Genomic DNA, 13,597 nt, shown 5'->3' on the forward strand with positions numbered 1-13,597 from the left:
AAGAGACAAAAAAGCTTCTGGTAGAAGAGAGATTTTTTTAAGGAGTGAAACAAAAATGAAGGGGAAGAATGTCGTTATAGCAGTTACAGGAGGAATTGCATCTTATAAAGCTGCAAACTTAACGAGTCAGCTCGTACAAAAAGGTGCAAATGTGAAAGTGATGATGACTGAATCTGCACAAAAATTTGTAACACCCTTAACCTTTCAGGCATTATCGCGTGGACCTGTTTATGTCGATACATTTACTGAACCAGAGCCTGAGAAAATAGCTCATATTGATGTGGCCGATTGGGCAGATGTGATCATTATCGCTCCTGCGACAGCTAATATCATTGCTAAGCTCGCTCAAGGAATGGCTGATGATTTCGTGACGACAAGCCTCCTTGCAACAAAGGCAGAAGTTTATATCGCGCCTGCCATGAACGTTCACATGTATGAACACCCGGCGGTTCAGCGTAATATGGCTATATTGCGACAGGATGGCTTTTCATTTATTGAAGGAGAAGAAGGGTATCTTGCCTGTGGTTGGGTTGGAAAAGGACGAATGGCAGAGGCTGAAGTGATTTTGGATATAGTAGACAAGCATTTCAATCGCTCACAATTATTACTAGGCAAGAAAGTCGTTATTACTGCTGGTCCGACACAAGAAAAAATTGACCCTGTGCGTTACTTTACCAATCATTCCTCGGGGAAAATGGGCTATGCACTAGCTGAGGCTGCGAAACAATTAGGTGCTGAAGTAACTCTAATTTCCGGTCCGACCTCTTTAGAACATCCTACTGGAGTAAATGTCGTTGCAATTACGTCGGCAGAGGAAATGTATCATGCTGTTGATGAGGCTTTTACACAGTCAGATATACTTATTAAAGCAGCTGCAGTGGCTGATTATACACCGAAAAACGTATACGACCAAAAAAGAAAGAAACAACAAGGTGAATGGTCCATTGAAATGGAACGTACCGTTGATATTCTCCAAACGATCTCTACAAAGAAAACACCTTCGCAAGTTATCGTTGGTTTTGCTGCGGAATCAGAAAAGGTAGTTGAGTATGCGAAAAAGAAGCTTGAAAAAAAGAACCTAGATTTAATCGTAGCTAATAATATTAGTGAAGTAGGGTCTGGGTTTAAAGGCGATACAAACCAAATTACAATTATTCATCGAAATGGTGAAATGAAACCATTTCCAATGCTTTCGAAACAGGAAGCTGCTTTTCGTATTTTAGAAGAGACAATGCTGTATATGAAGAAGGTGCACTAAGATGTATGCACAAGTCATTGTTGATGTTCCATCTGCTCAAACTGATCGTCAGTTTGATTATGAAATTCCTGATAATTGGAAAAGTATCGTTCAACCAGGTATGCGTGTTGTCGTACCATTTGGCCCTAGAAAAATACAAGGTTTCGTTATGTCTATTTCTGAGCAATCGTCGTATGAGCAAACGAAAGCCATTGCTGATTTATTAGATGCTGAACCGATTCTAGCAGAAGAGTTTCTTCAGCTAGGTAACTGGTTAGCTGAAGAAACTCTAAGCTTTAAAGTTTCTGCTTATCAATTGATGATTCCTGCTGCTTTAAGGACAAAGGTGAAAAAACAACTAAAAGCAAATGAAATAGAAAGCCTCCCTACTCATCTAAAGAGTTTGTTTGATCAAGGAAAGGTTTATCAATGGGATGAGCTAATAAAAGAAGGGGCTTCAGTTTTATCTGATGTACAAGCGGAGGTTAAAAAGGGCACGTTAGAAGTAGAGTATGTTGTCATTGAGAAAGGTAAAACGAAAACGCAACGTTTAGTTCAGCTTAACATGTCATTAGACCAAGCTTTATCGTTGTTAACGAAACGTGCCAATAAGCAAATAGAGCTTGTCCATATTTTAAGTAAACAGCCAGGTCCTATTTCAATTCAAGCCTTAGTAGAAGAAGGACAAACGACACGTGCTTCAATAAAGCCTTTACGTGAAAAAGGTATTATTAAGGAAGTTGATCAAGAGGTTTATCGAGATCCCTTATCTGGCCTACAATTTGAACGAACAGATCCATTAAAATTGACGAATCAGCAGCAACAGGTTGTAGATCAAGTGAATCCTTGTATCAAAAAAGAAGAGCATGATGTTTTTTTATTACACGGTGTGACTGGTAGTGGTAAGACGGAAGTGTATTTACAAGTTATTCAACAAGCGCTAAATCTTCAAAAAGAGGCGATTATGCTTGTACCAGAAATTTCGTTAACGCCACAAATGGTGAATCGTTTTAAAGGTCGTTTTGGTTCAGAAGTAGCCGTTTTACATTCTGGCTTATCAATGGGAGAGAAGTATGATGAATGGCGAAAAATTAAACGAAAAGAAGTGAAAGTTGTTGTCGGTGCTCGCTCGGCGATATTTGCTCCGTTTGATCGTTTAGGTATGATCATTATTGACGAAGAGCATGAAACAAGCTATAAGCAAGAAGAGAATCCACGATATCATGCTCGTGATGTTGCTATATGGCGTGCGCAATATCATCAATGCCCTGTTATATTAGGTAGTGCTACTCCATTGCTTGAAACGTATGCCAGGGCGAAAAAAGAAGTCTATCAGCTATTAACGTTGGATGAACGAGTTCAGAATCGGAAAATGCCAGAAGTACATATAGTTGATATGAGAGAGGAGCTTCGAGAGGGTAATCGTTCAATGTTCTCCTCAGTCCTATTTGAAAAATTAAAAGATCGGGTAGCTAAAGGAGAACAAAGCGTGCTTTTCTTAAATCGAAGGGGGCATTCTACGTTTGTTATGTGTCGAGATTGCGGATATGTTGCCACATGTGAATCTTGCGATATTTCACTTACGTATCATCGTAGTCAAAACCGGTTAAAATGCCATTATTGTGGCCATGAAGAATTTATGCCACGTACGTGCAAATCATGTGGAAGTGAGCATATTCGCTTCTTTGGTTCAGGTACCCAAAAGGTTGAAGAAGAATTGACTCGTGTATTACCAGAAGCGAGAGTGATTCGCATGGATGTTGATACGACACGTCGCAAGGGATCACACGAACGGCTATTATCAGCATTTGAAAAAAAGCAAGCTGATATCTTACTTGGGACACAGATGATTGCGAAAGGTCTAGATTTTCCAGCTATTACGTTAGTCGGTGTATTAGCAGCGGATTCAATGCTTCACATTCCTGATTTTCGTTCTGCAGAAAGAACCTTTCAATTACTAGAACAAGTTAGTGGACGTGCAGGCCGCCATGAGCTCTCTGGCGAAGTTGTCATACAATCGTATTCACCAGAACATTATAGCATTGATCTCGTTAAAGCGCATGATTATCAAGCTTTTTTTCAAACAGAAATGAACCAAAGAAAGTTTGGACAGTATCCTCCTTATGTGTATATGACTCTTATTACGATATCTCACCAAGAGCTAATGAAGGTGATAGACGTTTCTGAAACCGTGGTTGCCTTTTTAAGAAGAGAACTATCAACAGAAACAACCGTGTTAGGACCTGTTTCTTCGCCATTAGCACGTATAAAGGATAGATATCGTTATCAATGCATGATAAAATACAAAAACGAACCAAAGCTAAGAAAAGTGTTAATTGAAATTAGAGAGCATTATCAGCGTGAGTTAAATAAAGGCTTACAGCTCACTATTGATCTTCAACCCTATTTATTTACATAAAAGATCGTTATTGAAGAAAGAAGGCGGTTAAAAAATGAAAATAGTATTTATGGGGACGCCGGATTTTGCGGTTCCCGTATTACGTTCGTTAGTGGAGTCAAATAATGAAGTGGTCGCAGTCGTTACGCAACCAGATCGTCCAGTAGGGCGAAAAAAGGTACTAACTCCACCTCCTGTTAAAGTCGAAGCACTTGCACATGAAATTTCTGTTTTACAGCCAGAAAAGATAAAGGATACGACTGAAGTGGAAAGGGTGCTTGAATTTGAACCAGATTTAATTGTAACGGCGGCATTTGGTCAAATATTGCCGAAAGAATTACTGGAATATCCAACGTTAGGCTGTATTAATGTACATGCTTCGTTATTGCCGAGATATCGAGGAGGTGCTCCGATTCATCAAGCGATCATCGATGGTGAAAAAGAAGCAGGAGTAACGATTATGTACATGGTTGAAAAGCTAGATGCAGGAGATATGCTTTCTTATGTGAAGGTTCCGATTGAAGAGCATGACCATGTTGGGACATTACATGATAAGTTAAGTAATGAGGGTGCAAGGCTGCTACTTTCAACCATTCCTAATATCGTTAGTGGAAAGGCTAAAGCGATCCCACAAGATGAATCTCAAGTCACTTTTGCCCATAACATTACAAGAGAGATGGAGAAGATTAATTGGGAGCAAACAGGTGAAGAAATCTATAATCACATTAGAGGTCTTCATCCATGGCCAGTTGCATATACAAAGTTAAATGATAAAGGTCTTAAAGTGTGGTGGGGAGAAAAGGTTTCAAAAGAAGGAACGTTTGAACCGGGTGTCATTGAAAGAATTGAGGAAGATGGAATTATTGTTGCTACTGGAAATACGACTTCTATTAAAATAACTGATTTACAACCAGCTGGTAAGAAGAGGATGGATGGTTCATCATTTATCCGAGGTGCGGGGGCATCTCTTACAGTTGGAATGAGGGTTGGAGATGAGTAAGCTCGTACGTGAAGTAGCACTAGATGCTTTATTACAAGTGGAAGAGAATCAAGCTTACAGTAATTTGTTATTAAATCAAAAAATTAAACAAAATAATTTTTCAAAACAAGATGTAGGTTTGATGACAGAAATGGTTTATGGAACTGTTCAACGGAAAAATACATTGGATTATTATTTAACACCCTATGTAAAAAATGGATTTGAATCGATTGAACAATGGGTTCACGTTCTATTACGTTTATCAATTTATCAAATGGTATTTTTAGATCGTGTACCTGATAGAGCTGTTATCCATGAAGCGGTTACGATCGCCTCGAAACGAGGTCATCAAGGGATTAGTGGAATGGTGAACGGTATTTTACGTTCCTTTCAACGTCAGGGGCCACCTAGTTTTCATTCTATAAAAAACAAGAAAAAAGCTATGGCACTTGAGTTAAGCTTTCCCAAATGGCTCATTTCGAGATGGATTGAGCAATATGGCGAAGAAGAAACGATGAAAATCTGTCAAATGAGTCATCACCCCCCCGCAGTCTCGGTTCGTGTAAACCGAATGAAAACAACTGTAGCAGGCGCTATAGAAGCACTGCAAAACGAAGGGGTTGTAGTGGAAAGAGGGTATTTATCTGAAGACGGACTAATTATAAAGGCTGGACATGTTCTCACAACAAATGCTTATCGAAATGGTCTGCTTACGGTTCAGGACGAAAGCTCAATGCTCGTTGCAAAAGCACTTGATGTGAAAGAAGGCATGGAAATTATCGATGCTTGTGCAGCCCCAGGTGGAAAAACGACTCATATTGCAGAAATGATGAATAACGTCGGTCGTTTGTACTCTTTTGATCTACATGAGCATAAGATTTCTCTTATTCGTGAACAAACTGCCCGTCTTGGCTTAACGAATGTTAAGGCAGTCGCCTTTGATGCGAGAAAGCTTGATGACTATGTCGGAGAGAAGCAATTTGATCGTGTACTAGTAGACGCACCGTGCTCAGGTTTTGGAGTGATTCGTCGCAAGCCTGATATTAAATGGAACAAAAAACCTTCAGATATTGAAGCGATTCAGACCGTTCAAATGGAATTGCTTTCTTCGTTAAGCAAGCATGTGAAAAAAGGTGGAAAAATCCTTTACAGTACATGTACAATTGATAAAGAGGAAAATGAAGGAACAGTCGAGAATTTCTTAAAGAATCATTCCGAGTTTCAGTTAGATCATTCATTAACAGCAAGGTTACCTGAGAAGCTTAGTGAAATTGGACGCTTTAAGGCAGGGATGGTTACCATTTTGCCTCAGGATTTCGAAACAGATGGTTTTTTTATTGCTTGTTTTGAAAAAAGGTGAAAGATTGAACAAATACAATTCGGGTGATTGAGAGATGAGAAGAGGTGATTAGGAGATGGAGTTTGCATTTCAAACAGATTCTGGAATGGTGCGGCCACATAATGAAGATAGTGGCGGTATTTTTAAAAATAACGTTGGTATTCTGGCCATTGTAGCTGATGGTATGGGTGGGCATCAAGCAGGAGATGTGGCTAGCTCAATGACTACAGAATATTTTCGTTCTCTTTGGGAGCAAAAAGAAGAAAGAATGACGATTGATGAATCAGAAAAATGGCTAATCGATCATTTTAACAAGATAAACGAAAAGCTTTTTCAACATGCCAATGAACATGAAGAATGTAAAGGCATGGGAACGACATTGGTGGTTGCAATATGTACAAATGAATATGTATCGATTGCTCATATCGGTGATAGTCGTGCCTATGTCCAAAATGAAAATGGTTTTCAATTAAAGACAAATGATCACTCACTCGTACAGGAGCTTGTAAATACTGGTCAAATTTCAGAAGAAGAAGCGGAGCATCATCCACGTAGGAATGTTATATTACGTGCACTAGGGACAGGTCTAGATATTAAAGTAGATGTATCTACATTTCAAGCTGATGAGAGTGATTATGTGTTTCTTTGTTCGGATGGATTAACCGATAAGTTATCTAAAGAGGATATTGCGGAACAATTACAAACGAATGATGAAATTCAACAGAAGGCTAACAATTTGATTCAACTTGCTAATGAACGTGGTGGCGAAGACAACATAACAGTTGCCATTATTTCAATGTCTTTAGTAAGGTCCGATGGGAGTTCGAGTTAATGAAAGGACAACGAATAAGTGGACGTTATCACATTCTTGAGATGATTGGTGGTGGAGGGATGGCAAATGTGTATAAAGCACATGATGTCATCCTTGATCGTGAAGTTGCTGTAAAAGTTCTGCAGCCACAATTTTCGAGTGATGAACAATTTATCCATCGTTTTCGAAGAGAAGCTCAAGCTGCCACAAGCTTGAACCATCCGAATATTGTCAATATTTATGATGTTGGCGAAGAGGGTGATACGTATTACATTGTGATGGAATATGTTGAAGGTCAAACGTTAAAAGAATTGATCCAAATGAAGGGAGCACTTGATGTCGAGGAAGCGGTTGGCTACATGGAACAAATGCTTTCCGCGCTCTCTCATTCTCATGCAAACCAACTTGTTCATCGTGATATTAAGCCCCATAATATTTTAGTTCGTCATGACGGACTTTTGAAGGTGACAGATTTCGGTATCGCACGTGCTATATCTGCGGCAACCATTACTCATACAAATTCAGTTATGGGTTCGGTTCAGTATTTATCGCCTGAGCAAGCACGTGGAGGTCAAGTAACGTTTAAATCTGATATTTATTCACTAGGTATTGTCTTTTATGAAATGGTAACTGGAAGGATTCCCTTTTCTGGAGACACAGCCGTTTCAATTGCGATTAAGCATTTGCAGCACGATACTCCTTCTATTAAAGATCTGAATGATCGGTTACCTCAAAGTATCGATAATATGATCAAAAGAGCGACGGAAAAAGATCCATTGAAGCGGTATGATTCGATTCAAGATATGGAGGAGGATCTATCTACTGTACTGCATCCTAGTAGACTAGAAGAAGAACCTTACAATCAAACAGTTGATGAAGAAGCGACAAAAGTGATTCCAGTTATTAAAGATGAGGATTTAGAAAAAACAATTGAGGCACCAGTCGAAAAAGAAATAGAACAAACGGAAGAAAAGACAACGACACCTCCTAATAAAAAGAAGAGAAAAAAAAATAAAAAACTAATGATCCTATTAACGGTATTTGCCATATTACTAGGGGCAGTTATTATTGCATTTACCGTGATTCCGCGTTTATTACATGTCAATGAAGTAGAAGTGCCTGATTTTACTGAAATCCCTTTTGAGGATGCAGAAGAGGAATTAATTGAATTAAAGTTAATAGCAGAACGAGAAGATGTGTATCATGAATCAGTTCCAAATGAACACGTAGTTCGACAAAATCCATTGCCTGGCTCAATGGTAAAGGAGCAAGCACCTATTACATTGTTTGTTTCTTTAGGTCAAGAAGAAATGGAGATCGATGATTATGTTGGTACGAATATAGATCGTGCTGAAGCATTATTAGAAAGCCAAGGATTCACAGTTAATAGAGATACACGTGAAACAAATGAGGAAGAACCAGGAATCGTGCTAGAGCAAGACCCGAGTGGTGGGGAAATGGTAGTTCCAGCAGAAACGACGGTTACACTAACCTATAGTGTTGAAGCGCCAATTCGTTTACAAAACCTTGTGGGTCTAGAAGAGTCAGCTGTACAGGACTATTTTGCTGAGGTCGACCTGAATGGTGATTTCGTCGAAGAATATTCATCATCGGTAGAAGAAGGCCGGGTCATTAGGCAGGATCCGGGTGCTTTCACAATGTTGTCAAAAGGGGATTCTGTCACTGTAATCATTTCTCTAGGACCAGAACCAGAACCCGAGCCAGAAGAGGAACCATCAAAGTTCTTCTCGCAAAATTACCGAATTGTAGTAGAAGAAGAAAATGGGAATAACTCATACCGTATTAAAATTGTATATCGTGATGCTTCAACAAATGGAGAAGATCAAGTATATGTTGAAGAACAAATAAGTGAAACAGTGACATACCGCATTCAATTGGAAGTCAGTTCATCATATCCCGGATCGTATGATGTATATGTAGACGAAGAATTAGTTGAACAATCAGATGTATTTCATTTTGATGACTAATGAATACTACTAAAAACGATTGCTTTCGTGGGCTTTTAAGAACGTAGCTATTGAACATCCTGAAGGTAGTGATTTTGCCTTCGGGATCGTTCAAGACCAAAAATCATTTTGATTATTTTAAATTGGAGGTTATGAATGGCAGAGGGTAAGATTATTAAAGCCTTAAGTGGATATTACTATGTGAAAAATGAAGATGGTTTGTTTCAATGTCGAGCACGTGGGAATTTCAGAAAACGGAAAATCAAACCATTAGTAGGTGATGAAGTTCAGTTTGAAGCTGAAAATCGAACAGATGGTTATATATTAGACGTCTCTGAGCGAAAAAATGAATTAATTCGTCCTCCGATAGCAAATATTGATCAGGCTATCCTTGTTTTTTCTGCTTTAGAACCTGATTTCAGCTTACTACTATTGGATCGTTTTCTTGTTCATATTGAAGCGAATGCGATTAAACCTCTCCTTGTTATTAGCAAGGTTGACCTAGTAGATGCTGAGCTACTTGCATCATTGCATACATATAAATCTTTATATGAGTCAATCGGCTATACAGTCCTTTTTGCATCTATGAATGAAAAAAGTGATATTAATGATCTTAAGCCTTTTTTAGAGGGGCAAATGAGTGTTGTTGCAGGTCAATCAGGTGTTGGGAAGTCGTCATTATTGAACGTTCTTGATCCAAATCTCGATATTGAAACGAATGAAATTTCTTCTCATCTAGGAAGAGGGAAGCATACAACTACACATGTTGAGCTATTGCCGATAGCCGATGGGTTAGTTGCTGATACTCCTGGATTTAGTTCTCTTGACTTTGTTGATATATTGCCTGAGGAGTTGTCGTTATACTTTCTTGAAATGAAAGAGCTGTCGACAGAATGTAAGTTCAGAGGGTGTACACATAGCTCTGAGCCACATTGTGCTGTGAAGAAAGCATATGAAAAAGGGGAGATTGCTCAATCGCGCTTTGAGCATTACCTACAGTTTTTAGATGAGATAAAAAATCAAAAAAAGAGGTATTGAAAGATATGGTAAAAATAGCACCTTCCATTTTATCAGCAGACTTTGCAAAGCTTGGTGAAGAAATTAAAGATGTAGAAAAAGGTGGGGCCGACTATATTCATGTTGATGTCATGGATGGTCATTTTGTTCCAAATATCACAATAGGGCCTCTAGTCGTTGAAGCGATAAGACCTGTTACACATTTAACACTAGATGTCCATTTGATGATAGAGAATCCAGATAAGTATATTCCACTCTTTGCAAAAGCGGGAGCAGATATCATTTCTGTCCATGTAGAAGCTTGTCCTCACCTTCATCGTACGATTCATCATATAAAAGATTTAGGAATTAACGCAGGTGTCGTACTTAATCCTGCTACTCCTGTTTCAATGATAGAAACAATCATTGACGATGTTGACCTTGTATTACTTATGACCGTTAATCCGGGCTTCGGTGGTCAAACATTTATTCCTACTGTATTAAGTAAGATACAAGAAGTATATTCGCTCGCACAAGAAAGAGGACTGAATATTGATATTGAAGTAGATGGAGGTGTAAATGAAGAGACTGCGAAGCAATGCATAGAGGCTGGTGCGAACGTCCTAGTTGCAGGCTCATCTATTTACAATATGAATAATCGTAAACAAGCAATAGAAATTTTAAGAGGTGAATAATTAAGAAAGGGCACTGAAAAAGTTTGGCTTCTAACTTTTTTGGTGCCCTTTTAGCAATGTGCGAAACCGTGGTGTAGTATCATAGAATCAGAATGTGTAAAATTTCAGAAGGAAGTGTGGGAGGAACCGAATGAAGCTAGAGGGACAGTTCAAAGGAGAGTGTTGGCTCGCTCGTTACTCGTATTTATGAAAGAACTCCACTTTCATAAAAACTTAAACCTGTTGTAACGGCTCCGCACAATGCTTATAAGAAAAGACCGCCACCACGGTTTTTCTTAGGTCACTTTTCAATAAGAATCATCATATATTGTGGATTGAGGGCATATGTTTAAAGGTGAAGGAATAAAGTCAAGTTTAATATGAAATGAATTTGAAAAAATGGGGAATAGAATCTTGTTCACGCATATAATTGAAAGAGGATAGGTCGTTCTATTGGTCAAAATGATTCGAGTCATTCTTGATCAAGCCCAACTGTATCGTAAGCAGTTTCACCTTTAGCGATCAGCAACAACCTTATTCATTTGGTTACTTATGTTGAGGAGGAGGAGCTATGAAATTTTACACGATTAAGCTACCAAAATTTTTAGGCGGTATTGTCAAAGCGGTATTGAATTCATTTAAAAAAGGATAATGAAAAGAGGGTGTTTCACAAGTTCTACATAGAACATGGAAACACCCTCTGTGTAAGGGGCTTATAAAGCCTTACACACGTTGTACTTTACCTGATTTAAGTGCGCGAGCAGATACGTAAACACGTTTTGGCTTACCATCTACAAGAATACGAACCTTTTGTACATTTGCACCCCAACGACGCTTTGTTTTATTCAGAGCGTGAGAACGCTTATTGCCACTACGTGCTTGCTTACCAGTAATATAACATTTACGTGCCATCATATGCACCTCCTTATTTCCGATGCGAAACGCTCAATTTCATACTTAGATATAGTAGCATAGCACATGGTTGATTGCAATAACTTACTGAAAACTTTATCAAGTAATCTTGCTTGACAGTTCAAATCTGAGATTTGCTTTTAAAATGAAGGATTGTATAGTAAAATAACATTACTAAGGGATGTTAAGGAATGAGGAGGTTGGATCAATGACAATTGAAATGAAAACTCAACTAGGAATTGTGGATATATCAAAAGATGTTGTTGCGACCATTGCAGGTGGTGCGGCCATTGATTGCTACGGCATTGTTGGAATGGCATCGCAAAAACAATTGAAGGATGGGTTATCTGATTTACTAGGTAAAGAAAATTTCAGGCGCGGAGTAGTCATTCGTGAAGAAATGGAGCAAATCCATATTGATATGTATATTATTGTGAGCTATGGAACGAAAATATCAGAGGTGGCTTATAATGTACAGACGAAAGTAAAGTACCAATTAGATCAAATGTTAGGGCTAGATGTAGATTCTGTGAACATTTTTGTTCAAGGAGTCCACGTCACGAACCCATAAGATGTAAGGAGGAAATGTTCGTGGCAATGAAGCGAATTGAAGGGAATAAGCTTGCTCAAATGTTTATAGAAGGTGCAGCAAATTTAACAAACCATGTTAAGGTTGTGGATGCATTAAATGTATTCCCTGTGCCAGATGGGGATACAGGGACCAATATGAATCTTTCTATCACTTCAGGTGTGAAAGAAGTAAAGCAGCAACTACATGGAAATGCCAGTCAAGTTGCCTCTGCTTTTGCAAAAGGCTTGCTAATGGGTGCAAGAGGGAACTCAGGTGTTATTTTGTCACAGTTATTTCGTGGGTTTTCAAAAGAACTCGAAGGGAAACAGACTGTCACTTCTGAAGGTTTTGCGATGGCGCTCCAGCATGGTGTCGAAACGGCATATAAGGCAGTAATGAAACCAGTGGAAGGTACCATTTTGACAGTTGCAAAGGATGCAGCGAAGGTAGCTGAGAAGGTTTCACAAAAGGATGATAACCTCATTCATGTGATGGAGGCTACATTGGAAGAAGCTAATCGATCATTAAAGAGGACTCCTGATCTATTACCTGTTTTAAAAGAGGTTGGCGTAGTTGATTCTGGTGGACAAGGGTTAGTATACATTTATGAAGGTTTTTTAGCTGTGTTAAAAGGAGAAAAGCTTGCAACAACGAATCAAGAAGCACCGTCTATGGATGATCTAGTAAAAGTAGAACACCACAATGCTCAAAGTCACCTTGCTACTGAAGATATCGAATTTGGCTTTTGTACAGAGGTTATGGTTCAATTTGCAGACGATAAGCTAGCAAAACACCCTTTTAACGAACCTGAATTTCGTCAGGAATTAAGTGAGTTAGGGGATTCACTATTAGTTGTGTCAGATGAAGATTTATTAAAAGTACATATACACGCAGAGCATCCAGGAGAGGTACTAAATAAGGCGCAACGATTCGGTGAGCTCGTTAATATTAAGATTGAAAATATGCGAATGCAACATACTAATTTATTAGAAGAGTCAAAGCAACATCATGAACAAGAAAGACAACTTAATCAATCTCAAAATCAAAGTGAGTATGGTATTGTAACCGTTTCGATGGGGGAGGGAATTGCAAAACTGTTCAAAGGCTTAGGAGCTAGTGTTGTGATTCCAGGTGGACAAACGATGAATCCTAGTACCGAAGATATTATTAAGGCGATTAGGGAGACCAATGCTGAAAAAATTATCATTTTGCCGAATAATGGTAATATCATTATGGCTGCGGAGCAAGCTGCAGAAGTTGCTGAAGAAGATGTAATCGTTGTCCCTTCTAAAACAGTCCCACAAGGGTTAGCAGCAGTATTAGCATTTAACCCATCTCAATCACTTGAGAATAATCAAGATACAATGAAAGGTGCATTAACATCTGTTAAATCTGGACAAGTTACGTATGCCGTTCGAGATACGACTATTGATGGTGTGGAAATTAAAAAAGAAGATTATATGGGCATTGCAGATAAAAAGATTGTTAGTTCTGGACAAAGCCTTCTAGAAGTCACGAAAGATTTATTAGATGAAATGATTGATGAAGATTCAGAAATTGTGACGTTATTACAAGGTGAAGATGCAACGGATGAAGGAACAAAGGAAATCGTTCACTACATTGAAGAGAAATATAAAGATGTAGAAGTTGATGTTCATCAAGGTGACCAGCCACTTTATTCTTATTTGTTGTCAGTTGAATAAAAAATGATAC

General features: G+C 38.6%; 12 protein-coding genes. 11 read left to right on the top strand and 1 reads right to left on the bottom strand.

The genetic code is table 11. From position 1 onward, the window contains the following. Positions 1-55: 55 nt before the first annotated feature. The 9 genes from coaBC (at position 56) to spoVM (ending at position 11,053) form a co-directional block, all read left to right on the top strand. Positions 56-1,258 carry a bifunctional phosphopantothenoylcysteine decarboxylase/phosphopantothenate--cysteine ligase CoaBC gene (gene coaBC, locus MW695_RS04865; protein ID WP_247103905.1) on the top strand — a complete coding sequence of 401 codons (1,203 nt, stop codon included), beginning with the start codon at positions 56-58 and terminating at the stop codon, positions 1,256-1,258. A gap of 1 nt (position 1,259) precedes the next feature. Further along, positions 1,260-3,656 (top strand): primosomal protein N', encoded by a 2,397-nt coding sequence (gene priA / locus MW695_RS04870; protein ID WP_247103906.1) that lies wholly within the window; start codon positions 1,260-1,262, stop codon positions 3,654-3,656. A 34-nt stretch (positions 3,657-3,690) separates the two neighbouring features. Then, on the top strand, positions 3,691-4,635 hold the full coding sequence (gene fmt, locus MW695_RS04875) for a methionyl-tRNA formyltransferase (RefSeq protein WP_247103907.1): 945 nt from the start codon (positions 3,691-3,693) through the stop codon (positions 4,633-4,635). Next, positions 4,628-5,974 (top strand): 16S rRNA (cytosine(967)-C(5))-methyltransferase RsmB, encoded by a 1,347-nt coding sequence (gene rsmB / locus MW695_RS04880; RefSeq protein ID WP_247103908.1) that lies wholly within the window; start codon positions 4,628-4,630, stop codon positions 5,972-5,974. Before fmt ends, rsmB begins: the two co-directional genes overlap by 8 nt. Positions 5,975-6,029: 55 nt before the next feature. Beyond that, positions 6,030-6,785, top strand: coding sequence for a Stp1/IreP family PP2C-type Ser/Thr phosphatase (locus tag MW695_RS04885; protein ID WP_247103909.1), 756 nt, complete (start codon positions 6,030-6,032; stop codon positions 6,783-6,785). After that, positions 6,785-8,752, top strand: coding sequence for a Stk1 family PASTA domain-containing Ser/Thr kinase (pknB, locus tag MW695_RS04890; protein WP_247103911.1), 1,968 nt, complete (start codon positions 6,785-6,787; stop codon positions 8,750-8,752). The genes MW695_RS04885 and pknB overlap by 1 nt, the downstream gene beginning before the upstream one ends. A 135-nt stretch (positions 8,753-8,887) precedes the next feature. Beyond that, positions 8,888-9,769: a ribosome small subunit-dependent GTPase A gene (gene rsgA, locus MW695_RS04895; protein ID WP_247103912.1), complete on the top strand. Its 882-nt coding sequence runs from the start codon at positions 8,888-8,890 to the stop codon at positions 9,767-9,769. A gap of 5 nt (positions 9,770-9,774) precedes the next feature. Beyond that, positions 9,775-10,422 (top strand): ribulose-phosphate 3-epimerase, encoded by a 648-nt coding sequence (rpe, locus tag MW695_RS04900; RefSeq protein ID WP_247103913.1) that lies wholly within the window; start codon positions 9,775-9,777, stop codon positions 10,420-10,422. Positions 10,423-10,972: 550 nt separating this feature from the next. Next, the gene (gene spoVM, locus MW695_RS04905) at positions 10,973-11,053 is read left to right on the top strand and encodes a stage V sporulation protein SpoVM (RefSeq protein WP_247104144.1); all 81 of its coding nucleotides are present in this window, start codon (positions 10,973-10,975) and stop codon (positions 11,051-11,053) included. Between the two features lie 71 nt (positions 11,054-11,124). On the opposite strand, the gene rpmB is transcribed toward spoVM, so the two are convergent. Continuing rightward, on the bottom strand, positions 11,125-11,313 hold the full coding sequence (gene rpmB, locus MW695_RS04910) for a 50S ribosomal protein L28 (protein WP_247103915.1): 189 nt from the start codon (positions 11,311-11,313) through the stop codon (positions 11,125-11,127). Positions 11,314-11,521: 208 nt separating this feature from the next. Here rpmB and MW695_RS04915 point away from each other — a divergent pair, with 208 nt between their 5' ends. Continuing rightward, positions 11,522-11,884 (top strand): Asp23/Gls24 family envelope stress response protein, encoded by a 363-nt coding sequence (locus tag MW695_RS04915; RefSeq protein ID WP_247103916.1) that lies wholly within the window; start codon positions 11,522-11,524, stop codon positions 11,882-11,884. Positions 11,885-11,904: 20 nt separating this feature from the next. Continuing rightward, complete coding sequence (locus tag MW695_RS04920) at positions 11,905-13,587, top strand: DAK2 domain-containing protein (RefSeq protein WP_247103917.1); 1,683 nt, start codon at positions 11,905-11,907, stop codon at positions 13,585-13,587. The last annotated feature ends 10 nt before the right edge of the window (positions 13,588-13,597 follow it).

This window comes from Halalkalibacter sp. APA_J-10(15) (assembly GCF_023017105.1).
Lineage (GTDB): Bacteria > Bacillota > Bacilli > Bacillales > Bacillaceae_D > Halalkalibacter.

Coding starts and splice junctions, on each gene's coding strand:
- rsmB (WP_247103908.1), top strand. CDS start 4,628: ATGAGTAAGCTCGTACGTGAAGTAGCACTAGATGCTTTATTACAAGTG.
- rsgA (WP_247103912.1), top strand. CDS start 8,888: ATGGCAGAGGGTAAGATTATTAAAGCCTTAAGTGGATATTACTATGTG.
- coaBC (WP_247103905.1), top strand. CDS start 56: ATGAAGGGGAAGAATGTCGTTATAGCAGTTACAGGAGGAATTGCATCT.
- rpe (WP_247103913.1), top strand. CDS start 9,775: ATGGTAAAAATAGCACCTTCCATTTTATCAGCAGACTTTGCAAAGCTT.
- priA (WP_247103906.1), top strand. CDS start 1,260: ATGTATGCACAAGTCATTGTTGATGTTCCATCTGCTCAAACTGATCGT.
- pknB (WP_247103911.1), top strand. CDS start 6,785: ATGAAAGGACAACGAATAAGTGGACGTTATCACATTCTTGAGATGATT.
- rpmB (WP_247103915.1), bottom strand. CDS start 11,313: ATGGCACGTAAATGTTATATTACTGGTAAGCAAGCACGTAGTGGCAAT.
- spoVM (WP_247104144.1), top strand. CDS start 10,973: ATGAAATTTTACACGATTAAGCTACCAAAATTTTTAGGCGGTATTGTC.
- MW695_RS04885 (WP_247103909.1), top strand. CDS start 6,030: ATGGAGTTTGCATTTCAAACAGATTCTGGAATGGTGCGGCCACATAAT.
- MW695_RS04915 (WP_247103916.1), top strand. CDS start 11,522: ATGACAATTGAAATGAAAACTCAACTAGGAATTGTGGATATATCAAAA.
- fmt (WP_247103907.1), top strand. CDS start 3,691: ATGAAAATAGTATTTATGGGGACGCCGGATTTTGCGGTTCCCGTATTA.